Annotated in this window: 22 protein-coding genes; all 22 read right to left on the bottom strand. The window is 53.7% G+C overall.

The window, feature by feature from the left end; genetic code table 11:
• A partial coding sequence (locus HAV38_RS14285) for a hypothetical protein (RefSeq protein ID WP_209216744.1) occupies nucleotides 1-187 on the bottom strand: 187 nt, incomplete at its 3' end.
• A gap of 390 nt (nucleotides 188-577) precedes the next feature.
• Nucleotides 578-979 (bottom strand): hypothetical protein, encoded by a 402-nt coding sequence (locus HAV38_RS14290; protein WP_168056076.1) that lies wholly within the window; start codon nucleotides 977-979, stop codon nucleotides 578-580.
• A gap of 17 nt (nucleotides 980-996) precedes the next feature.
• On the bottom strand, nucleotides 997-1203 hold the full coding sequence (locus tag HAV38_RS14295) for a hypothetical protein (protein WP_168056077.1): 207 nt from the start codon (nucleotides 1201-1203) through the stop codon (nucleotides 997-999).
• 38 nt (nucleotides 1204-1241) lie between these two features.
• Nucleotides 1242-1502: a hypothetical protein gene (locus tag HAV38_RS14300; protein ID WP_168056078.1), complete on the bottom strand. Its 261-nt coding sequence runs from the start codon at nucleotides 1500-1502 to the stop codon at nucleotides 1242-1244.
• 213 nt (nucleotides 1503-1715) lie between these two features.
• A complete protein-coding gene (locus tag HAV38_RS14305) occupies nucleotides 1716-2627 on the bottom strand; it encodes a hydroxymethylglutaryl-CoA lyase (RefSeq protein ID WP_168056079.1) in 912 nt (303 codons plus the stop codon).
• Between the two features lie 76 nt (nucleotides 2628-2703).
• On the bottom strand, nucleotides 2704-3645 hold the full coding sequence (locus HAV38_RS14310; protein WP_168056080.1) for a 2-hydroxyacid dehydrogenase: 942 nt from the start codon (nucleotides 3643-3645) through the stop codon (nucleotides 2704-2706).
• Nucleotides 3646-3676: 31 nt separating this feature from the next.
• Nucleotides 3677-5722 carry an acetyl/propionyl/methylcrotonyl-CoA carboxylase subunit alpha gene (locus tag HAV38_RS14315; protein ID WP_168056081.1) on the bottom strand — a complete coding sequence of 682 codons (2046 nt, stop codon included), beginning with the start codon at nucleotides 5720-5722 and terminating at the stop codon, nucleotides 3677-3679.
• 97 nt (nucleotides 5723-5819) lie between these two features.
• Complete coding sequence (gene bioB / locus HAV38_RS14320; protein ID WP_168056082.1) at nucleotides 5820-6899, bottom strand: biotin synthase BioB; 1080 nt, start codon at nucleotides 6897-6899, stop codon at nucleotides 5820-5822.
• A gap of 2 nt (nucleotides 6900-6901) precedes the next feature.
• Nucleotides 6902-7663, bottom strand: a complete 762-nt coding sequence (bioD, locus tag HAV38_RS14325) for a dethiobiotin synthase (RefSeq protein ID WP_168056083.1) — start codon at nucleotides 7661-7663, stop codon at nucleotides 6902-6904.
• Nucleotides 7663-9042: an adenosylmethionine--8-amino-7-oxononanoate transaminase gene (bioA, locus tag HAV38_RS14330; protein ID WP_168056084.1), complete on the bottom strand. Its 1380-nt coding sequence runs from the start codon at nucleotides 9040-9042 to the stop codon at nucleotides 7663-7665. Before bioA ends, bioD begins: the two co-directional genes overlap by 1 nt.
• Before the next feature lie 11 nt (nucleotides 9043-9053).
• Nucleotides 9054-10265, bottom strand: coding sequence for an 8-amino-7-oxononanoate synthase (gene bioF, locus HAV38_RS14335; RefSeq protein ID WP_168056450.1), 1212 nt, complete (start codon nucleotides 10263-10265; stop codon nucleotides 9054-9056).
• A gap of 46 nt (nucleotides 10266-10311) precedes the next feature.
• Nucleotides 10312-11589 (bottom strand): cytochrome P450, encoded by a 1278-nt coding sequence (locus HAV38_RS14340; RefSeq protein ID WP_168056085.1) that lies wholly within the window; start codon nucleotides 11587-11589, stop codon nucleotides 10312-10314.
• 192 nt (nucleotides 11590-11781) lie between these two features.
• Nucleotides 11782-12591, bottom strand: a complete 810-nt coding sequence (locus HAV38_RS14345) for an enoyl-CoA hydratase/isomerase family protein (RefSeq protein ID WP_168056451.1) — start codon at nucleotides 12589-12591, stop codon at nucleotides 11782-11784.
• Nucleotides 12592-12663: 72 nt separating this feature from the next.
• On the bottom strand, nucleotides 12664-14286 hold the full coding sequence (locus HAV38_RS14350) for a carboxyl transferase domain-containing protein (protein ID WP_168056086.1): 1623 nt from the start codon (nucleotides 14284-14286) through the stop codon (nucleotides 12664-12666).
• A 72-nt stretch (nucleotides 14287-14358) separates the two neighbouring features.
• Entirely contained in the window at nucleotides 14359-16038 is a 1680-nt protein-coding gene (locus HAV38_RS14355; RefSeq protein WP_168056452.1) for an AMP-binding protein, read from the bottom strand.
• 213 nt (nucleotides 16039-16251) lie between these two features.
• Complete coding sequence (locus tag HAV38_RS14360) at nucleotides 16252-16623, bottom strand: YchJ family protein (RefSeq protein ID WP_311734831.1); 372 nt, start codon at nucleotides 16621-16623, stop codon at nucleotides 16252-16254.
• A 111-nt stretch (nucleotides 16624-16734) separates the two neighbouring features.
• Nucleotides 16735-17340 carry a 2-hydroxychromene-2-carboxylate isomerase gene (locus tag HAV38_RS14365; protein ID WP_168056088.1) on the bottom strand — a complete coding sequence of 202 codons (606 nt, stop codon included), beginning with the start codon at nucleotides 17338-17340 and terminating at the stop codon, nucleotides 16735-16737.
• 182 nt (nucleotides 17341-17522) lie between these two features.
• Entirely contained in the window at nucleotides 17523-18719 is a 1197-nt protein-coding gene (locus tag HAV38_RS14370; protein WP_168056089.1) for an acetyl-CoA C-acetyltransferase, read from the bottom strand.
• Nucleotides 18720-18920: 201 nt separating this feature from the next.
• The gene (aceK, locus tag HAV38_RS14375; protein WP_375791671.1) at nucleotides 18921-20735 is read right to left on the bottom strand and encodes a bifunctional isocitrate dehydrogenase kinase/phosphatase; all 1815 of its coding nucleotides are present in this window, start codon (nucleotides 20733-20735) and stop codon (nucleotides 18921-18923) included.
• Nucleotides 20736-20757: 22 nt separating this feature from the next.
• On the bottom strand, nucleotides 20758-21699 hold the full coding sequence (locus HAV38_RS14380) for a pyridoxal-phosphate dependent enzyme (protein WP_168056091.1): 942 nt from the start codon (nucleotides 21697-21699) through the stop codon (nucleotides 20758-20760).
• 255 nt (nucleotides 21700-21954) lie between these two features.
• The gene (locus HAV38_RS14385) at nucleotides 21955-23139 is read right to left on the bottom strand and encodes an isovaleryl-CoA dehydrogenase (protein ID WP_168056092.1); all 1185 of its coding nucleotides are present in this window, start codon (nucleotides 23137-23139) and stop codon (nucleotides 21955-21957) included.
• A 100-nt stretch (nucleotides 23140-23239) separates the two neighbouring features.
• Nucleotides 23240-23659 (bottom strand): MerR family transcriptional regulator, encoded by a 420-nt coding sequence (locus HAV38_RS14390; protein WP_168056093.1) that lies wholly within the window; start codon nucleotides 23657-23659, stop codon nucleotides 23240-23242.
• Nucleotides 23660-23861: the final 202 nt, after the last annotated feature.

A 23861-nucleotide genomic window follows, 5' to 3' on the forward strand; every position in this document is an offset into this window, starting at 1 on the left:
GCGGTCCTTGACGTTGCTGTTGCTGTTGCTGTTGCTGTTGCTGTTGCTGTTGCTGTTGCTGTTGCTGTTGCTGTTGCTGTTGCTGTTGCTGTTGCTGTTGCGGTTGCTGTTGAAGTGGCCCTTGACGTACCCCGTCATTGGCGCTGCCAAGTGTTTTAGTCATCAGGCGGGAATTGTCGGAATACATGTTTGAGCGCCAGCGAGTTGGTATTTCGACCCGACTGATGGCTAAAACGCTTGGGGACCCGGAGGGCAGCGTCGTTGCGGTCGCCTTCTTTTTGGTTACTTTTTCTGCGGGGGCGCCTAGCCGAAGCAAGAAAGAAGTAACTGGCCGCCGGGCCACTCCCGGCAAGCATCCACGGAGCACTAACCATTTTAGCTATCGATCAACCGAACCAAGAAAAACTGGCTGTCGCGCCACCCCCAATCAGCATCCACGGAGCACAAATCTAATTCATACATTTAAATGTCAACCCGCCCTAATTTGCCCGTCGAATATGCTGTGTCCGGCATCCCTAGCTGTGTGGGGGCCTTGAGCAGCGCGACTGTGGTTAGACTGCTGTGGTGGTGACGCCCGTTATTGCGCCCGCCTTTTTTGGTGGGCCGCTACCGTGTCTTTCATCAAGTTGCCCATGTCGCGCATCATTTGGGCTTCGACGGTCAGGTGTCGGATAATTTCTCCTATCGCTGAAACAGTCCCGCCATTCACCGTACATTCGGCATTACATCCGGCAATGGAGAGGACCTCGCCAATTGCTTCCAGTCCGCGAGAAATAACTTCTTGCGCGTTGTCTGCGTGCTTGACGATGGCTTCTGCTTCCAGTGCCTGACGGTCGGTGATTGGTGCATAGGATGAAACGGCGTTATCGATACCTTTGAGCAAAAAACCAATCTCATACGGTGCGCGGTCAATGCTGCGAAAATGGGGATTAGTTTTTGGTACAACCGGCGCTTGCTTTGGAGGGGCGGGCTTGGTCAAGCTGCACCGCCGCTTGATCATGCTGCACCGCCGATCAATGCAGACCAGTCCATGAAAACATCCGTTGCAAGTTCATGGCAGTGCGCCAAGGCGTTGCGTTGACTAGCAGAGACAAGCATGTCGAACGCGGAAAGCGTGGCAGCCATCACGGTAGACTGGCGGGTCAGGCATTGAATAGTTTGTAGACGGTTTTGGGTGGGCGTAGTACTGGCGTAGCGGGTCATGGTGTAATCCTTTTTTGCGGTTGAACCGCTTCCCACTGTCAAATGGGGTGAGCGGCAAATAACAGGGTTGACAGACTGGCGCAAAAAAGAAAACCAGCAAGCCCGAAGGCTTCCCCGCCACCGCCGCCCATTGAGGACGCACGACGACAGACACACGAAAAAAACGGCATTGCGCCGTTCGTGCGCTTTTTTGCTGGCAGGCTGTCAAACCCGTTCCCCTTTTTCTCAGGGACAATCAGACGATAGCGGACATTTTCTCCAAGCGCAAACTTTTTGGAAAAATGGGGAGTAATGGACATGGAAGCGAAACATCGAAGCCTAATTTCCCAGATGGGGTACCGGAGGTCTTTGCAAGCCCAGAACGAAAAAAAGCGCTACAAGCCGAAGCTTGTAGCGCTTTAATTTCAACTGTTTTTATTGGAACGGTCGGGCTCGAACCGACGACAACAGGCGTTAAAAGCCCCTAAAATCTCCGAATATCATCGTCAGGTAACGGTGCCCACAACGGGTTGTTAAGCGCTCGCCAACTTGGCGGCAATCGCATTGCCAGCGCGACTGGCTGCTTTGCGTCCGAGATGCTGTGAAATAAACTGCCCTGCTTGTACCACTGCATTCAGATCAATGCCGGTCTCGATCCCTAGTCCTTGCATCATGTACAGCACATCTTCGGTCGCCACGTTACCGGTGGCACCTTTAGCGTAGGGGCAACCGCCCAAACCGGCAACCGACGCGTGATAAATCGAAATCCCGGCCTCCAGACTGGCGTAAATATTGGCCAGCGCCTGCCCATAAGTGTCGTGAAAGTGCCCCGACAAACGATCAGCCGGAAATTCTTGCACCAGACGTTGCATGACGGCTTTTACCTGATGTGGCGTGCCGACCCCAATCGTATCGGCAATATCGATCTCATCGCAGCCAAGATCGCGCATGCGATGCAACACATCCACGACCGCATCAATGCCGACTTCGCCCTGATAAGGACAACCGAAAACGCAACTGATGCTGCCACGCAAACGCTTACCGGCTTGCTTGGTCGCCAGCGCAACATCGCGGAAACGTTCGATCGACTCTGCAATGGAGCAATTGATGTTCTTTTGCGAAAAAGCCTCTGACGCCGAACCGAAAATCACTACCTCGTCAGCACCCGCGGCCAATGCTGCCTCCAGCCCTTTCATGTTGGGCGCTAACGCCGAGTAAATCACACCCGGCTTGCGCGTAATACCGGCCATTACTTCGGTAGAGGTCGCCATTTGCGGCACCCATTTAGGCGACACAAATGAGGCGGCTTCAATGTTCACAAATCCGGCTGCTGTCAGCTGATTGATCAATGTAATCTTGATCGCTGCGGGAATGGTTTCTTTTTCATTTTGCAAACCATCGCGTGGGCCGACTTCAACAATTTTAACTTTGGTGGGGAATGTCATCGCAATATCCTTTTATTTTTTTGTTCCTACTTCAATCTGTATGGCTGACTTTGCTGTCAAAAGCGCACAGTCAGATCTAATATCCTGCTGAATGATTAACGACTCCACTGACGGCTTCACCGCGTTGCAGCGCGCGGATTTTGTTGCTGATTTGCCGGATCGTTGCTGTGTGATCCGACATCGCCGAAATATGCGGTGTCATGCTGATGCGCGGTTCCTGCCAAAACGGATGTCCCAACGGCAGCGGTTCTTCCGAAAATACATCCAGCGTTGCGCCCGCAATGTCGCCGCTTTTGATTAATGCCAGCAAATCATCCTCCACCAGATGACCTCCGCGGGCGACATTAATAATATACGCGCCGCTGTGACCTTTTTGCAATTTTTGCATATTTTCACGGTTCAGGATGCCGTGGGTATCCGGCGTTAGCGGCAGGATGCACACCAACACACGGGACGCCCTCAAAAAAGCATCCAGTCCGTCGTCGCCTGCATAGCAATGCATCCCGGGCAAATCTTTTTGGGTCCGACTCCAGCCGTTTAACGGAAATTCAAAATGCGCCAACGCGGCTGCAATCCGGGCACCCAGAACGCCGAGGCCAAGAATACCGACGCTAAAATCCTGCTTTTGGTTGCGCGGCAACGGTCGCCACTCACGTTGGGTAGCCTGCTGCTGATAAGCGTCAAAGCACCGAAAATAGCCGAGGATCGCGTGCGTTACATATTCTGCCATTTGGATTGCCATACCGCCATCGTCAACCCTGATTAACGGCACACTTGGCGGCAGTGTATCGCCCAATTGCAGGATCGCATCGACCCCGGCACCGAGATTAAAAATGCCTTTCAACGCGTGCCGTCCCTCCAACATTGCTGCCGGTGGCCGCCACACGATTGCATAATCTGCGGGCGCATTATCGCCGTCTTGCCACTGGCGACAATCGGCCCCGGGTAACGCTGCCGCAAATTCATTTAGCCAATCGTCCATGCCGCTCCCGGGCGACGCGTAGAACATTACTTTCATTGCATCCTCATTGCGGTGCTTTTTATACTGACTAACTGGCATCCACTTTAAATGCCAGCAACGGTGCTGCCTCCGCAACCTGATCGCCCACCGCGTAGAGCAACTCTTCCACCAGACCATCTGCTGGCGCGGCGATGGTGTGCTCCATTTTCATGGCTTCCATGATCAGCAAGGGCGCACCTTTTTTGACCTGATCGCCCTGTGCGACTAATACGGCAACGATCTTGCCGGGCATCGGCGCGGTTAAACGACCGCCTTCAGTTTCTGCTTCCCCGGCATGCGCCAAAGGATCGATGTAGCCGAGCGTATGTTGATGGCCGCCCGTGAAGATTTGGTATAACGCACCATCGGCGACGACCGTGCCGCGTACTTCGCGCTCACCGAAACGGATGACATAGTCGTTACCATTTTGTTGCAGCAGAGACATTCTGGTGAAATGTTCGCCGTGCTGTAGTAACCAGCTTCCCGATTGGTACATAACGGCAATCTGCGTAGTCTTGCCATCGTCAACAAATGTCAGTTGACGCTGCAAGCTGCTGTTGAGGCGCCAGCCGTTGGTGTCGGTCCATGGGTTTATTTGGGTATCAGTCGCACGCCGCTCGGAGGCCAACAGTGCAGCAGTTGCTAGCGCCAGAACGGCTACATCGACCGGCTTCGCTACCGGGAATAACGTGTCATGGTGGCGCTCGATCAGGCCGGTGTCCAGATCTGCGGTTGAAAATGGCTGACTGGCAATCAGCCGCTGCAAGAAGGCGATATTGCTGGACAGGCCAACAATTTGATACTGCGCCAACGCGTTTGCCATGCTTGCCAGCGCTTGCTGACGGTCCGGTGCCCAGACGATCAGTTTGGCGATCATCGGATCGTAAAACGGCGAGATGGCATCACCCGCACGCACGCCAGAATCAATCCGTACAATCGCGTCCTGTGATGCGGCGCCGGTTTGCGTCACCTCAAACTCACGTGCGACGGGCGTGCGCAGGTGGCGCAATGTGCCAATCGACGGCAGAAAGCCTTTGTCCGGATTTTCTGCATAAATCCGCGCTTCAATGGCATGACCGCGTAACGTCAGTTGTGCTTGTTTTAGCGGTAGCGGTTCACCCGAAGCGACCCGTAATTGCCACTCGACCAGATCGAGACCGGTGATCATTTCTGTGACCGGATGTTCTACTTGCAGACGTGTATTCATTTCCATGAAATAAAACGCCCCGCCGTCGCCCTTGCTGTCGACATTTTCATAGTCGGCAATAAATTCAACCGTACCGGCACCGACATAGCCGACCGCCTTGGCCGCGGCGACAGCCGCCTCGCCCATCGCCTTGCGGCGGGCTTCTGTCAAACCCGGCGCGGGCGCTTCTTCCAGTACTTTTTGATGGCGTCGTTGCACCGAGCAATCACGTTCAAACAGATACACACAATCGCCCTGGGTATCGGCAAATACCTGGATTTCGATATGCCGTGGTCGGGTCAGATATTTCTCGACCAACACTTTATCATCGCCAAAACTGCTGATCGCTTCACGTTTGCAAGATGCCAGTGCGGCCTTGAAATCCGCGCTGTTTTCAACAATACGCATGCCCTTGCCGCCGCCGCCAGCGCTGGCTTTTAGCAATACCGGATAGGCCATTTTATCTGCCTGTTGCTGTAACAGATCGGCATCCTGATCGTCGCCGTGATAACCGGGGACCAGCGGTACATCGGCTTTTTCCATCAATGACTTGGCGGCAGATTTGGATCCCATGGCCTTGATCGCACTGGCTGGCGGTCCGATAAACACTAACCCGGCGTCCGCGCACGCTTGAGCAAATTGGGCATTTTCGGACAAGAAGCCGTATCCGGGATGAATCGCCTGCGCGCCTGTCGCCAAAGCGACCGCAATGATTTTATCACCGCGCAAATAACTTTCTTTGGCGGCAGCGGGACCGATACAGACGGCCTCGTCGCAGACTGCTACATGCTTGGCGCTGGCATCGGCGTCCGAATACACAGCAACCGTTTTAACCCCCATCCGACGTGCGGTGGCGGCGACCCGACAAGCGATTTCACCACGGTTAGCGATGAGAATTTTTGTAAACATGTCTGCTCCATTGTTATTTTTGGTGCTGCTTAAAAACCCCTGCATACGTCACTCGCGTCATAACGAGTGACGCACATGGTCGGTGTTATTGCCCTGATTAAGCCTCGCTCTGGGTCACTTCACAACGCGCATCGATGGCCGTCGAGCGCGTATGCATGCCCAATTTAGCCAGCAACGCACGGTCTTCTTCGACTTCGGGATTGCCAGTGGTCAACAACTTATCGCCGTAAAAGATGGAGTTAGCACCGGCCAGAAAACATAATGACTGGATCGCCTCGCCCATTTGGCGGCGACCGGCGGACAAACGCACCCGTGCTGTTGGCATGGTGATACGCGCCACGGCGATGGTGCGGACAAACTCCAACAAATCCAGCGCTTCGATACCGTACAAAGGTGTACCTTCGACTTGCACCAGATTGTTGACCGGGACCGACTCCGGATATGGCGTCATGTTGGCAAGTTGTGCCACCAGACCCGCACGTTGCAGGCGCGATTCGCCCATGCCGACGATACCGCCGCAACATACTTTGATGCCAACGCCGCGCACGCTGTCGATGGTGTCCAGACGGTTTTGATAATCGCGGGTGGTGATGATGTCGCCGTATAGTTCAGGCGCGGTGTCGAGGTTGTGATTGTAGTAATCAAGACCGGCCTGCTTCAGACGTTCGGCCTGGCCTTCGCCCAGCATACCCAATGTGGCGCAGGTTTCGAGGCCCAAAGCTTTTACGCCGCGCACCATGTCTTCTACATGTTCCAGATCACGGTCTTTTGGCTCACGCCATGCAGCGCCCATACAAAAACGCGTTGCGCCATTGGCCTTGGCCTGACGTGCTGCGTCCAGCACTGTCTCCAGTGGCAAGATTTTTTGCGCGACGACGCCAGTATCGTAGCGCGCAGCTTGCGGGCAATAGCCGCAGTCTTCTGGACAACCACCGGTCTTGATCGATAACAATGTGGCGAGCTCGACTTCGGTCGGATCAAAATTCTCACGATGTACCTGCTGAGCGCGGAACATCAAATCGTTAAACGGCAAATTGAATATGGCCAGCACGTCTTCAACACGCCATGCGGCATCGGCTGCTTGCGCCACTATTTTTTGGGCGGTACCGGATTGAAAATTAATCGGCTGCGTAGAGACGGACTGGCCGGTTTGAGATTGGTTCGGTTGCGAAGACATGATCAGATTTCCTTTGATTGAAGCGAATTTGTTAAAAGGGGTGTCCCGGCAGGCCAGCCCGGCAAATGTGAAAATTGGAGATAACCGGCTGCAGCGGCGGCTAAATCCGCGGTGGGCAAGGACATACGCGGCACGCGACCTAGAAATGGTGCATCAATGCGGGCCAGCAACGCGTCAACCGTGGCTTCGCTATTGAGCATAGTGGGATCAACGGTATTGATGACCCAACCCGCGAGTTGCAGGCCACGCGCAGCAATCGCTTCGACCGTCAGCAGTGCATGACTGATGCAGCCAAGACGCAAACCGACTACCAGCACAACCGGCAGACCCAATTGTTGGGCCATATCGGCGGTATCGATGGTTTGGTTAAGCGGGACCCGAAAGCCGCCGACACCCTCAACCACCACGGCATCGGCCAATGCCGCAATTTGTTGATAACAACTTAAGATATGCGGCAACGCAATCACGCGGTCTTCCAGCGCAGCGGCAATATGCGGCGCGGTCGGCTGCGCGAATAAATATGGTGTAGCCAAAGCAGGCGGCAACGCAATGCTGGCCTGTTCCGCCAACGCGTCGGCGTCCTCGTTGTGCCAGACACCGTCGCGCAGCTCGGCACCGGCGGCGACCGGCTTCATGCCTGCGGTGCGAACACCGGTTTTGGTCAGCGCATGCAACAGGCTGGAAGCCACCAGCGTTTTGCCGATTTCGGTATCGGTGCCGGCGACAAAGTATGCACAGCGCGGGGTATTGATCGAGGTTATCATCAGCTATCTCCACCGATCACGCTCTCAAATACGGCGGCGGTGCGGGCCACCAGCAAGTCGCATTCTTTATCGCTTAAGATATACGGCGGCATCAGATAGACGGTGTTACCGATTGGACGCAGCAATAACTCGCTTTCCAGCGCTTTGCTAAAGAACCGGCGCGAAAAGGTTGCAGCCGCGGCTGGATCGTCGATCTTGGCATCAAACGCCCAGATCATGCCGCGCTGACGGAAATGGCGCACGTTCGGATGGGCGGCCAGCGGTTGCAACGCTGCCGTCATCCGTTGCGCTTTTAATTTATTAGCGTTGAGCACATCATCTTGCTCAAAAATTTCCAGCGTCGCCAGCGCCGCACGACAGGCCAGCGGGTTGCCGGTATAGGAGTGCGAGTGCAAAAAGCCGCGCGTCACGTCTTTATCGTAAAACGCCTGATAAATCGCATCGGTGGTCATCACCAGCGACAGCGGCAAATAGCCACCGCTGATGCCTTTGGACAGGCACACAAAATCGGGCCAGACGGATTGCTTTTCTGCCCCCTCCGTTCCTTTAGCGGTGGCTTGCTCAGATGCAAAAAATGTCCCGGTACGTCCACAGCCGACGGCGATCTCGTCAAATATCAAATGCACCTGATAACGATCGCATATTGCACGAACTTCGGATAAATATACCGGATCGTGCATCGCCATACCGGTCGCGCATTGCACCAGCGGCTCAATGATCAAGGCCGCGATGTGGGTGCCACGTTGCTGTAACAATAGCTCAAGCGAGTGTGCGGCACGGCGCGCCACATCGGCGGCAGTTTCACCTTCACGCGCTGCACGCGCATCGGGTGACATGACCACGTGCGCTTGTCGCAACATCGGCCCGTAAGCATCGCGGAACAGTGCCACGTCGGTCACCGCCAGCGCACCGATGGTCTCGCCGTGGTAACTCCCTTTCAGGCAGACAAATTCTTGCTTGGCGGTGTGTCCGGCATTACGCCACGCATGAAAACTCATCTTCAGTGCGATTTCAACTGCCGATGCGCCATCGGAAGCATAAAAACAATGCCCCAAAACGTTACCAGTGCGTGCAGCCAATTGCTCGGATAAACGCACTACTGGCTCATGCGTGAAGCCTGCCAGCATCGCATGCTCAAGTTTATCCAGTTGGTCTTTCAACGCCGTGTTGATATGCGGATTGGCATGACCGAAAAGATTCACCCACCATGAACTGATGGCGTCCAGATAACGGTTTCCATCGGTGTCGTATAGCCACGCCCCTCGACCATGGCTGACCGGAATCAGCGGCACTGTCTCGTGGTGCTGCATTTGCGTACAGGGATGCCAGACGCTTTTAAGGCTGCGTTGGACCCATTCTGATTGTGTATTTTGTTTCAACTATGCTTCCTTTATATATAGTCGGGATCGGCAGGCGTATTTTCCCCCGACGCACTATATTTTTTGGCCGACATTTTTTCTGCCGCCACATGTAACGCGTTAATCAATTGCGCGACCTGTTCAGTCGTATGCGCCGCCGACAGCGAAATCCGTAACCGCGCCGTGCCTTTAGGCACAGTGGGCGGTCGAATCGCTGGCACCCAGATATCCTGCTCAAACAACGCCGCCATCAAATCGAGCGCCAATTGGTTATCACCGACCACCAGGGCCTGAATCGCGCTCTCGGAAGGTAATAACGGCCATGGCAAATCAGCCAGTCCTTCACGGAGTTGTTTTGCCAGTTGGCGCAAATGTTGCTGGCGCCAGTCCTCGGTTTCGAGCAATTCCAACGTCGCCAGCAATGCGCACGCCAGCATCGGCGGACTGGCAGTGGTAAACACGTAAGTGCGCGCGCGCTGCAACAACCATTCAATCAAGGTCGCGTCACCGGCCACAAATGCACCCGCCACGCCAGCGGCCTTGCCGAGCGTTCCCATATACAACACGCGTGGTGATGCCAGTCCAAAATGCGCCAGACTACCGCGTCCTTGCGGACCGAGGACGCCAAAACCATGTGCATCATCGACCAGTAACCATGCGTCGTATTTTTCGCATAACGCCAGCAACGCCGGCAACGGCGCGATATCGCCATCCATGCTGAACACGCCATCGGTCACAATCAGCTTGCGTGGGCTGGTGCTTTTAGCGAGTTGTTGCTCCACGCGGGCAACGTCGCTATGCGCATACACGCGAAATTCGGCACCGGAAAGGCGCGCACCGTCGATCAGGCAAGCGTGATTCAGACGGTCCGACAGCACCAGATCGCCGGGCCCGACCAGCGCGGGGATAATCCCCATGTTCGCCATGTAGCCGTTTGAAAAATGCAATGCACGCGGCATGCCGACAAACGCCGCCAGCGCGACTTCCAGTTCTTCGCAAACGCTGCTATGTCCGCTAATCAAGGCCGACGATGCCGCGCCGACCCCAAAACGCGTAAGACCGTCGTGTGCCGCGGCGATTAATGCCGGGTGATTGGCCAGACCCAAATAATCATTATTGCTAAACGCCAGTATTTGCTTGCCGTCGATAGCCATCACGGGGCCTTGCGGGCCGTCTACAACGCGTCTTTTGCGTAACAACTTCTGATCTTGCAATTGGATTAACTGGGCGCTTATTTGATCCATTAAATCAGGTGATGACTTTAAGGGCAAAGGCGCAAGAGAGGTTGTTTCAGGCATGGAGTGCATCCTCAGTCTGCACCGTCGTCGCTTGTGCGAACTCCAGCGGCAACGTATTCAAACTGCGATAAACCGCATTGTGGCCCCACGCTTGCTGCGCCTCTATACCGCCGACCAATTGCAGTTCCGGCAAACGTTGCATCATGCTGCGCAATGCAATCTCGGCCTCCATATAAGTCAGCGTGGCACCGATACACACGTGCGGGCCAAAACCAAACGATAAGTGCGCACCCTGATTGCGGGTAATATCCAATGTATCAGGCGCGGTAAATTTGGCTGGGTCACGGTTGGCAGAGCCGATCAGCGGAATCACCAGATCGCCTTTTTTCATCAGTTGACCATGTAAGGTAATGTCCACCTTCAGACGGCGACCCGTGTATTGCACCGGACTATCGAATCGGAGTAATTCCTTCAGTGCTGTCGGCAACAGCGTTGTATTTTGGTTTAGCGTCTGCCATTGTTGCGGATGCTGCAGTAATGCCAAGATGCCGTTACCGAGCAGATTGCGCGTGGTTTCATGACCAGCGAACAACAAGGTGCAACATTGCGCCAGCAATTCTTTGGTGGTGATGATGCCGCCGCTTGCCTCGGCCAGCGTCAATTGGCTGATTAAATCATCGCCGGGATGCGAGCGCCGTCGTGGCAAAATCGCACGGAAATATTCGTTCATTGCAACCAGACTGGTCTGAGCGCGCCGGGCAATCTCGATAGTCGGCGTCGGGCTGCCGATGAAGTCGGCGATATCATCCGACCATGCTACAAATTCGGAACGATCATCGCCGTCAATACCGAGCATCGCAGCGATCACCAGCGCTGGCAGCGGACGGGCAAAATCACGCATAAAATCAAGCCGCGCGAAGGATGCCGAGGTATCTGTTGCTGCAACGGCAGTAGTAATCAACGTATCCAGCAAGCCATCCACCAGGGTTTGAATACGTGGCGCAAGCGCTTGCAAGGCTGCCGGTTTAAAGCCGGCATTCATCACTTGACGCAGACGGGTATGCTGAGGTGGGTCAACAAATAATAGCGAACGCGAAAAAATGCGTTTGAATTCGCGCAGTTCCTCCATGGCGTCCGGCCCGCTGCTATTGGTCCAACCGCCTGCGCGCCGGACCGACAGACGCGGATCGCGCAGTGCGCTTGCGACATCAGCGTATTCAGTCAATAGCCATGCGCCGCCACAGAACTCCTCGTTCCAGTGCAGCGGCCCGGCTTCACGCAATGCGTGATAGGTGGGATAAGGGTTGTTTAAAAATTCATTATTTATCATCTGTTAACTTTTAAAACTGATAAGCTTGCATCCACCATACCGCCAACGAATGCGGGGGAAACCGGAATTGTATAGGTATCCCCCGGACCCATCATTGCTAGCTTCGAATTGCCTCGGCCAAGATGTCGCACTCTTTCTGTTTTGGCATCTCTTCTGCACGCTTTTTTACCGCTTCATGCACGCTTGGCCTTGTTATTGTAGCCATGACGGTTTGCGTTTCTCCAGAAATGCCCGGACGCCTTCGCGGCCTTGCTCTGAGGCCCGGCTTTGAGCGATGCCCTCGACCGTGGCGGCAATCAGTTCGACGCTTAGCGGTTGTCCGGCCACGTCCCGCACCAAGCGCTTGGCGTCAGCAACTGCGGACGGGCTGGCAGAAAGCACTGCTTTTAGCAGCGCGCTGACCGTCTCGTCCAATGCCTCCGGCGTCACCACTTCATGAACCAGTCCGAGCCGGTGCGCGGAGGCTGCCGAGAAGCGTTCAGCGGTAATAAAATAGCGCCGGGCCGCAGATTCACCCATGGCTTTGATGACGTAGGGCGAAATGGTCGCCGGGATCAAACCGATGCGAACTTCCGACAAACAGAAATGCGCCGCCTCGGCTGCAACAACGATATCGCACGCGGCAACCAGCCCCAGACCACCGGCATAACAATCGCCTTGTACGCGTGCGATCACCGGTTTGGGGCAATGATAAATAGCGTGCAGCATCGCTGCCAGCTGACCGGCATCTGCTCGATTTTCTTCGGGCGTGTAGTCTGCCATGGATTTCATCCAGTTCAGATCAGCGCCCGCACAAAAAGAGGCGCCATTGGCGGCCAATACGATCGCACGAATCTCTGGAATAGCGCCCAACTCGGTAAAGGCACGAGTGATCTCGGCGATTGTGTCCTGATTAAAGGCATTACGGACTTCGGGCCGGTTCAGGGTAATCGTAGCGACCTGATGGTTGCAGATCCCGTTATCGCTGGTCGGATGCGTGACTATTAAAGTTTGATACGTCATCATGAGATTCCAAAATCTTGCTGTGATCTTTTTCGGTTTTTTTAAAAGCCAAACATCGCTTATGCGCCATGTTTACATGCGGAAAACCCCAAACTTTGTGTCCGCAATCGGCGCATTCAGGGCGGCACTTAAACCAAGACCTAACACCATCCTCGTGTCCGCCGGGTCAATTACGCCGTCATCCCATAATCGGGCCGACGCGTAATACGGATGTCCCTGATGTTCGTATTGATCGCGGATCGGGGTTTTGAAAGCGGCCTCTTCTTCCTCACTCCAGCTACCGCCTTTGGCTTCGATACCGTCGCGTTTAACCGTGGCTAATACGCCCGCGGCCTGATCGCCGCCCATCACAGAAATACGGGCATTTGGCCACATCCACAAGAAGCGCGGCGAGAACGCGCGACCGCACATACCGTAGTTGCCTGCCCCAAAACTGCCGCCAATAATGACCGTCAGCTTCGGCACTGCAGTGGTCGCGACAGCGGTGACCATCTTGGCGCCGTTACGCGCAATGCCTTCATTTTCATACTTGCGACCGACCATGAAACCGGTAATATTTTGCAAGAATACGAGCGGTATTTTGCGCTGCGAGCACAACTCAATAAAGTGCGTCGCTTTTAATGCTGCCTCAGAAAACAGAATGCCGTTATTGGCAATAATACCCACGGGCATGCCATATATATGCGCAAATCCACATATGAGCGTGGTGCCGTAACGGGCTTTGAATTCGTCAAATTCGCTGCCATCGACGACCCGCGCTATGACTTCGCGGACGTCAAATGGCTTGCGTGTATCCAGTGGGATGACGCCATATAATTCATGCGCGGGATATTTAGGCTCAACCACAGCGCGCAACACCGGACCTTCTGGTTTTTTGCGGTTCAGATTCGACACAATGGTGCGTGCCAGCGCCAGCGCGTGCAAATCATTTTGAGCCAGATGGTCGGCGACCCCAGACAGCCGCGTATGCACATCACCACCGCCCAGCTCTTCGGCAGTCACCACTTCGCCGGTCGCTGCCTTGACCAGCGGCGGACCTGCCAAAAAGATGGTCCCCTGATTCTTGACAATGATAGATTCATCGCTCATGGCTGGCACGTAGGCACCGCCTGCGGTACACGATCCCATCACTACCGCAATTTGCGGAACACCTTTAGCGGATAATTGCGCCTGATTAAAAAAGATGCGCCCGAAATGATCGCGATCCGGAAAAACGTCGTCCTGGTTCGGCAGATTGGCACCGCCGCTGTCTACCAGATAAATACAGGGCAGATTATTCTGCTCGGCAATTTCTTGTGCGCGTAAATGTTTTTTGACGGTGAGCGGGTAGTAAGTGCCGCCTTTAACGGTGGCGTCGTTACAAACGATCACGCATTCTTGCCCGGCAACACGACCGATACCGGTAATGACACCGGCTGCGGGTGCTGCATCGCTGCCGTTTTTTTCGACATAGACGTGATAGGCGGCGAGTTGAGAAAACTCCAAAAATGGCGTGCCCGGATCAAGCAGCATTTGCACGCGATCGCGCGGTAATAACTTGCCACGTGCGAGGTGTTTTTGACGGGCGGCATCGCCACCGCCTTGGGCAATTTGCGCCACCTTTTGGCGCAGGTCGTCAACCAACAAGCTGAGCGCGCTGGCGTTCTGCTGAAAGTCTTCGCTACGAGTGTTTAGTTTGCTTTCTAACTGTGGCATTTCAACGTCCTTTGGTTTTTACACGCACGGCAAATTTAAATTCACTGCTTTACTTCATAGTCACATCGACGGTCAGGCGGTATCGGGTTGGCGCAAGCTGAGCGCCTCTTGCATCGCCTCACGGATTTTGAATTTTTGAATTTTTCCCGTGACGGTCATTGGAAAAGCATCGACAAAACGAATGTAACGGGGCACCTTGTAATAGGCTATCTGACCGTTACAGAATGCGCGGATACCCTCTTCATCAACGCTTTGACCTGGTCGCAAAATCACCCATGCGCATAATTCTTCGCCGTATTTGGGATCGGGAACACCAACCACTTGCACGTCCTGAATCGCCGGATGTCGATACAAAAATTCTTCAATTTCACGCGGATAGATGTTCTCTCCCCCTCGGATCACCATGTCCTTGATACGTCCGACGATATTGACATAGCCTTCGCTATCCATGGTCGCCAGATCGCCGGTGTGCATCCAGCCGTCGGCATCAATCGCTTCCTGGGTTTTTGGCAGATCATCCCAATAACCTTGCATCACGACGTAGCCCCGAGTGCATAGTTCGCCGGTGACGCCTACTGGCACGATCTCGCCTGATTCGGCGTCGACCATTTTTACTTCCAGATGCGGATGTACCTGCCCGACCGTCGAGACGCGCTTATCCAGCGGAGTGTCCGTCAGACTCTGGCAACTGACCGGACTGGTCTCGGTCATGCCATACGCAATCGTGACCTGCTCCATGTGCATGTCGCGCACTACGCGCTTCATGATCTCCGCCGGACAGGGTGAGCCCGCCATGATGCCGGTGCGTAAAGTCGACATATCAAACTCGGCAAAACGCGGATGATCAAGCTCGGCAATAAACATCGTCGGCACCCCGTGAAGGCCGGTGCAACGCTCATTTTGGACCGCCTGCAAAACGGACAACGCATCGAATCCGTCATTTGGATAGACTATCGTAGCACCATGCGTCAGGCACGCCAGATTACCCAGCACCATGCCGAAGCAGTGATACAACGGCACCGGAATGCATAGCCGATCCTGCGCCGTCAAGCGCATCGCTTCGCCAATATAGAAACCATTATTCAGGATATTGCGATGCGTCAGCGTCGCGCCTTTTGGGAATCCGGTGGTACCGCTGGTGAACTGAATATTGATGGCATCGTTGGCGTTCAGCGTTGCGCCGATTAGCGCAAGTTGCGGATCGGCGCTATCGCCGCGCGCGATCAGATCGGCGTAGCGCAACATACCGGGTACCGCATCGCTGCCCAGCTGCACTACTGTTTTTAGGGTAGGCACGCGCGGCGATTTTAATTCGCCAGGAGTACTATTCGCCAGCTCAGGTAATAAGGTCTGCAACATGCCAAGATAATCGCTGGTCTTGAAACGGGTCATGCTGATGATTGCCTTGCAACCGACTTTGTTGAGCGCGTACTCCAACTCGCTCACCCGATATGCGGGATTGATATTGACCAGAATTATACCCACACGCGCCGTCGCCAATTGCAGGGATAACCACTCGCTATTGTTATGCGACCAGATACCGACACGGTCCCCGGGCGCTAAACCACTGCGCGCCAACGCACTTGCAAGACGTCGCGATTCTGCCTGCAACTGGCGATAGGTCATGCGGATGTTCTGGTGGCACGAGACCAACGCTTCGTTGTCCGGAACGCGTTCTACCATTGCATCAAAAGCGACGGCTAGCGTGTCTTCGATTAACGAGATTTCACAACTGCCAACGGCGAAACTCATGGTCCGTGGGACGGGTGTAGCTGCATCCTTTAATGGATCGGGCAGCGTCGTTGGCAAGTGCGAGTGCACTAAAAAATCGTTTTTATTTTCCATGATTTAGATGTCTCCTATCCTTGTCTCGTTTTTAAATCACTCTTTCCACTGCTTATTAGCTATTAGCAGGCTGTCTGACTTTGAAAATATCACCTGCTATCAATCGCTTTCCATCACTATTTATAATTTCTTTTTTTCTGGAAAAACACCATCAACATAAAACCAGCGCAGCGTCTTTTCCACTTCCTGCGCGCTCCCGTCACCGCCCGTTGGTTCTCTTACAAACTGACTGACTTCGTGCATGCGTTCGGCGCGTCCTGCCAGCTTGTAACGGGCTACAAATTCTACCGTGGCATGATCGCCTTCGGTCGCATGTTTGCGAATTTCCAAACCCAGCCATTTCATGCCTTTGTCATCGCGGGTGATGTTTGCCGCTGCGGGCCTGGTGCTACGATGCCAGGTTACGGACAGATACGCATCGTCACGCAACGTATAAGCGGTGTACCGTGAACGCATCAATTCTTGGGCAGTTTGCGGGACTGCCAGCTGCATAAGAAAGCGCCCGCAGCACGCCGCAAATTGACCTCCGCCACAGGGGCACAACGCGTCAGCTGGTGTAGACATGGCTGAATACCGCATGAGCATCAGTTGCTGTGCGCACGATCAGACTTTGCCCGCTTTTAAAATTGCTTCGATCTGGTCGAAACGGTCAAAGCCCCAAAACGCTTCTCCCTCAACGATCACGAACGGAGAGCCAAATACGCCACGTGCCATCGCCAGATCAATTTCGGCCTTTAACTGATTCTTTATCGCGGCGCTATTGATGCCCTCTGCCATACCGTCCGTGCCGAAACCATTTTTGCGCGCAATATCGAGCACATTCAACGGCTCGGCAATATTGACACCATCGACAAACATCGCCTGATAAATCAATTTGGCAAACCTGATCGATTGCTCCGCACCATACTTACTTTGTAGCCACAACATCGCACGTGCGGCGACTTGCGTTGGCAATGGGAACGCAGGCGGTCGGTTGTAAGGAATACCGTGAAAGCGCGCAGTCCGTTCAAAATCGTGCAGTGAATACTTGCCTTTCATCGGGAGATCGGTCAGCGGTGCCGAACCCGTAGTCTTGAAAACCGCACCAAGCAAAATCGGATGCCACTCAACATCACGCCCATACTTCTCGGCCAGTTCGTCGATGCGCATGGCACCGAAATAACCATATGGAGAAGAAAAATCAAAATAAAAATCGATTGCTGCGCTCATTCAGGCCTTTCCCCACATTGAATCTACGGGTCTTTAAAATTAAATGTCGGTCCCACAAGTTACGTCAGGATCGTATTTTTTGCGTTATCAAACTTTACGGCCACGCTGATTTTCTCCGGATATTGCCGGCTATTTTCAGCGCAGCCGCAAGTAGTTACAGCAACCGTATTACAGCAACCGTATTACAGCAGCTCTATCGCCAGCGCCGTACCTTCGCCACCGCCAATACATAGCGATGCCACTCCGCGTTTGCCGCCGGTCGCCTTTAGCGCGCCGAGCAACGTGACAATAATCCGTGCGCCAGATGCGCCGATCGGATGACCCAGAGCACATGCACCGCCGTGCACATTGATTTTGTCATGCGGAATATTGTGCTCTTTCATCGCGGCCATCGGGACGACTGCAAATGCTTCGTTGATTTCAAACAGATCGACATCTGCGGTGGTCCAGCCGATTTTTTTGTAGAGTTTTTCGATCGCTCCCACCGGCGCAGTGGTGAACCAGTCCGGCTCCTGAGAGTGACTGGCGTGCCCGACGATTCTGGCGATTGGCGTGCAACCGAGCTTTTTAGCGGTTGATTCAAGCATCAGCACCAGTGCAGCGGCGCCGTCGTTGATAGAGGACGAAGATGCTGCCGTGATGGTGCCGTCTTTTTTGAAGGCTGCACGCAAGGTCGGAATTTTTTCTACCTTGGCTTTGGCCGGGCCTTCGTCTTTATCGATAATGACTTCGCCTGCACGGCTGGTCACCGTCACTGGCGCGATCTCCCATTTGAACAAGCCATCGGCGGTAGCGGCTTGTGCGCGCTTAACCGAGCTGATCGCAAAATTATCTTGCTCTTCGCGGGTGAACTTGTATTTGGACGCACATTCTTCGCCGAAAGTACCCATCGAACGACCGCCGCCGTTTTCGGTCCGGGAATACGCATCTTCCAGACCGTCCAGCATCATATGGTCCAGAATCGCGCCGTGACCGATACGGTATCCGCCACGTGCTTTAGGGACCAGATATGGCGCATTGGTCATCGATTCCATACCGCCGGAAACGATGACTTCATGCGTACCGGCCAACAATGCATCGTGCGCAAACATGGTCGCTTGCATCGCCGATCCGCACACTTTAGAGATGGTCGAAGCATTGGTCGCAATTGGCAGGCCAGCCTTGATGGTGGCCTGACGTGCTGGCGCCTGGCCTTGACCTGCTTGCAAAACGTTACCGAACACCACGCTATCGATTTGCTCGGGTTTTAATCCGGCGCGCTCGACGGCAGCTTTGATGGCGACAGCACCCAGATCGCTTGCGGTCAATGAAGCAAAATCACCTTGAAATGCGCCCATTGGGGTGCGCGCTGCGCCGACAATAACAATTGAGTCACTCATGTTTTTTCTCCAAAAGAGACGGCTTATGCCGTCAGATTATTTATATCTTGCATGAGGCTTGCGTAAAACTGTCTTGCAACTTTAAGCATGACCGAGCGTTTCTATCCTCAGCGGCGCGATGCGACAAGAATATAACGGTGCAAGTTGAGACAATATTACGCATAACCTGTTCTCTTCTACTCAGCTGGTTGGCGCAAAAGCCTAGGCCAACTTTGCTGGTGGTGCTGGTGTTGCTGTTGTTATCACTGAATTTGCGGCATTTCTAAACCGGCATTCCTGCGGATAAGGAAGAATGTCTTCGAAATGCCCATCCAGTATCTTCTGTTTGCGTTGTTGCCAATACTGCTGGGTCAATAAATCAGCGTGATGCTTCAGAAAATATTTTCTGACGCTGGGATTTCCCAAAAGAAAAACGCCGAATTGCTCCGGAAATACGTCATGTTTTGCAACCGAATACCACGGTTCGGCGGACATTTCCTCTTCTTCATTACGCGGCTGCGGAATTACCCGAAAGTTGCAATCTGTAATGTATTCAATTTCATCATAGTCATAGAAGACGACGCGGTTGTGACGCGTGACACCAAAATTCTTGTACAGCATGTCGCCGGGGAAAATATTCGCACCGATCAGCTCTTTAATTGCATTGCCATATTCCAGAATACCGTGCTCCAGCGCCGCATCATCCGCGTTGGCATGGGCGCTCGACAAGTATATATTTAACGGCACCATGCGACGTTCGATATACAGATGCTTGATGATGATCTCGTCACCCTCTTCTTCGACGACTGAGGGCGCTACCAACTTTAACTCTGCCAGCAGTTCATCTGCAAAGCGGGCCCGGGGGAACGCGACGCTGGAGTATTCAAGCGTATCAGCCATTCGACCTACCCGGTCATGATTTTTGACAAGTAAGTATTTTTCTTTGACCAGCGCGTTCGTAGTTTCTTTTGGTGCAGGAAAATGATCCTTGATTACCTTAAACACATACGGAAAAGATGGCAACGCAAACACCACCATGACCAATCCACGAATCCCGGGAGCAATTTCAAAATTATCCGAAGAGTGCCGCAGGTGCCGCAAAAAATCGCGGTAAAACAAACCCTTACCAAGTTTTTGTAAACCCAGAATGGTGTAAATCTCACTGCGCGGTTTTTCCGGCATCAATGACCGCAAGAACTGCACATAAGCCGACGGCACTTCCATGTCGACCATAAAATAGGCGCGGGTGAATGAAAACAACACCGCCAGCACTTTGCGCTCAAATAATGCCGCGTCCAGTATCAGCTCGCCCTTGCGGTTGTGCAGGATCGGAATCACAAACGGATATTCGTTGCTTCCGTTGATGATTTTACCGACCATATACGCGCCTTTATTGCGGTAAAAGAGCGTCGACAGCACCTGAATCTGATGATTCGGCTCCAGCACATCGGTATTCAATGTTTGCTCGATACGCTGCATCGCCAACTTCACGTCGCGATCAAGATCGGCAAAGGGCCGTTGCAACCGGAAGTTTGTAATGATGCGTTTGAGCGTGATATGCAATCCATCCAGTATCGGGTAATACACCCGGAAGGTGGGTACGCTCTCGTCTGTGTCCAGATATTCGGTCGATACCGCCGGACGTACAAAAATAAAATCGTTATGAAAGTAGCCCCGATGCAAAATTTTGCAGCATACCGAATTAAAAAAAATCTCTGCCAGTTCCGGTTGCTTGTGATCGATGAGCAAGCCAATGTAATGCAATTTAACTTCGCGCCACACCGCGTCGGTCAGATCGGCATCAATGTATTCGTCTTCCAGCAGTTGCACGCATTCGCCGACACGCGTGTCATAGAAGGCGATACGTGCGCGGGCTTCGTCTTGCGCCCTCTTCCAGTCGGCGCATTCAAAATGGCGTTTAGCCGCGTGAGTTGCCTCGCGGAATAACCGGTAATGCTTATCAAATCCGTCCAGGATCGTCCGCGCCGTGTCAAAGGCGATCTGCGAGGAGAGCAACTTTGGAAAGGCGGGCTTCATGTTCATAGCGGTTCATAGGGGTTCATAGCGAGAACTGGGTCTTCCAACCGGCAAGGGCTTGCAGACTGACGCCAATGCCGCCGCAGACTACTATCAAAGGTCGTTTGAAATTTTCTAATACCGGTAAGCGTTGATAAGCCACTGCCAGCGCCGCACCGCAGGCCGGTTCTACCAGTGTGCGCATATCGCCTGCAAACGACAGGCAAGCGGCGATCGCTTGCCTGTCGGTGACCTTGACGCTGTGCACAACATGTTGGCGCGTCCAGTGTAGCGCGGCAGGCGCAACGCGCGTTGCGCCCAGAGAGGTGGCAATCGACTGGATGGCCGTCAGCGATACCAACTCGTCCGCTTGTATCGCTGCGTATAACGAGGCTGCGCCTTCGGTTTCAACCGCGATCAGCGGCACGTCTGCCATGCCGTTACGATGCATGCCTTCCAATATCCCGGCCATCAATCCGCCGCCGCCAACCGCACAGATCACCACATCAAAATCGGTGTTCATTGCCTTGGCCTGCGCTACCGCTTCGTCAATCAGGGTCGCGTTGCCGTCCCAGATATCGGGGTGGTCAAAGGGGGGGATGTAGACCACGCCGGTTTGCTGACAAAGTTGCAGCGCATACTGATTGGCATCATGCCAGACGCTGCCATGGACGATGACTTCTGCGCCGATATCGCTAATGCGCTGGATCACCGCTGCCGAAGTAGTCTCTGGCACGACAACCGTGGTCCTGACTGCGGACGCTGCCCCGGCAAAAGCCGCTGCAAAGCCCGCATTACCGCCGGAAGGACAGACCAAGCGCGTGGCACCGTTAGCCACGGCACGCTGACACAGCAAGCCGATACCGCGCAACTTAAATGACCCCGATGGCTGCGTGTTCTCCATTTTCAGCCAGACGTGCTTGCCGAGAGCGACAGAAAGCTGTGGGTGCGCTAAGAGTGCGGTTTGGATATGCAGAGAGGTCATGTTTAAAATGAGTATAAGTGCAATTTCAGTACGATTACTTTTTACGTTTATTCATAGGACTTACGTAGAACCGCGGTAGCGGTGGTCTACAAGCCGCCAACCCCATGTCCCATCTACGCGCTTTATGCCAGTATACTTTCTATGGCAAGCGCGTTAACGATCGCTAAGACGGCTTTACGTAAGCGCTAATTTAGTAAAATTTATTGGGTTAGCGCTACTGGATCCCACCCCGCGGACGGGGCAGAACCCACCAAATTATGCCGTTTCGGAGAATAGCTCGCGGCCAATCAGCATACGACGAATCTCACTGGTACCGGCACCGATTTCATATAATTTTGCATCGCGCCATAGACGACCAACCGGGTACTCATTAATGTAACCGTTACCGCCCAGCGTCTGGATCGCTTCACCTGCCATCCACGTAGCTTTTTCGGCGGAATACAAAATTGCACCGGCGGCATCTTTGCGCAGAGCACGGGCAGCTTCCGGGGTTTTGGCGCGGTCGCAAGCCTGACCAACGGCGTAGACGTAGGCTTTGCACGCCATCATGGTCGAGTACATATCGGCCAGTTTGCCCTGCATCAACTGAAATTCACCAATGGCTTGTCCAAATTGCTTGCGGTCATGCACGTAAGGCACGACGACGTCCATACACGCTTGCATGATGCCGAGCGGGCCGCCGGACAAGACGGTGCGCTCAAAATCGAGGCCTGACATCAGCACATTGACGCCTTTACCGACGCTGCCGAGGACATTTTCTAGCGGGATTTCGCAATCCTGGAACACCAGTTCGCCGGTGTGCGATCCACGCATGCCGAGCTTATCCAGCTTTTGCGCGACGCTAAATCCTTTAAATGTCTTTTCGACCAAGAAGGCAGTCATGCCACGCGTGCCAGCCGCCAGATCGGTCTTAGCGTAGACAACGAGAACGTCTGCATCGGGACCGTTGGTAATCCACATTTTTGTGCCATTCAAGATCCAACGGTCACCCTTTAAATCTGCCCGCAGCTTCATGCTGACGACATCGGAACCAGCGTTAGGCTCGGACATGGCGAGTGCACCGACGTGATCGCCTGAAATCAATTTTGGCAAGTATTTGGCTTTTTGCTCAGGCGATCCGTTGCGGCTGATCTGGTTGACGCAAAGATTGGAATGGGCGCCGTAGGACAATCCGACCGAAGCCGAGGCCCGTGAAATCTCTTCCAGCGCGATGATATGGGCCAGATAACCCATGCCGATGCCGCCATAGGCCTCGTCAGCGGTGATGCCCAACAAGCCTAAATCGCCCATTTTTTTCCACAAATCCATCGGAAACTGATCAGTTCGATCTATTTCCGCTGCCCGCGGCGCGATTTCCGCCGCAGCAAACTGCTGGATCGTCTCGCGTAGTGCCGCAATATCTTCGCCATGATCAAAATTCAAACCGTTTAAATGCACCATCTTGTCTTCTCCGTGATGGCGAATGGGGAATACCCTGTTCCCATTACCAATTTATTAAATATCAACTTTTGCCCGAGATAACAAATTGCTTTTGTGGAAATTAAGCTGCTTTTTCCGGGCTATCCTTTGGCTTGCTAAATTGATCAGTTTTCAATAATCTTGCGCACTCGTTCTCATGGATCAGAATTTCCGCGAGGGTGACATCAATGTCTTCGCGTTGCTGTTCCAGCAATTGGCGATGCCGCGCCAAGACGGCCTGGAAGCGCTCCAACTGCCCGGCAGTATCCTTGGGCGAATCGTACATATCGACCAGACCTTTGATTTCCAGCAACGTCAAACCAAGACGTTTTCCCCGCAAAGTCAGCTTCAGGCGAATCCGCTCACGCGCTGCATACACCCGGTTACGCCCGCCCGCACCCTCCCGCGCCGGACTCAATAAGCCTTGATCTTCATAAAACCGGATAGCCCGTGGCGTGATATCAAATTCGCGTGCAAGTTCGGTAATGGTATAAGTCGGCATAGTTGGAGCGGTAGTGGGCTTGAAAAAGATGTTAAGGCTTACGAAAAAATGTTGAAAGGAGACCGCTCATGACGGCTTTAATCCGAATGCGTTAATTTATCCGCAGTTAACGTTAACGTCAACTGAATTTTGTGTTGATTAGTTTGGCTGAGACTGCAGAATTGCCTTGGCTATTTGGTGCGAGGTGACCCCTGTGATCTCG

Source organism: Glaciimonas immobilis, from assembly GCF_011947285.1.
GTDB lineage: Bacteria > Pseudomonadota > Gammaproteobacteria > Burkholderiales > Burkholderiaceae_D > Glaciimonas > Glaciimonas immobilis.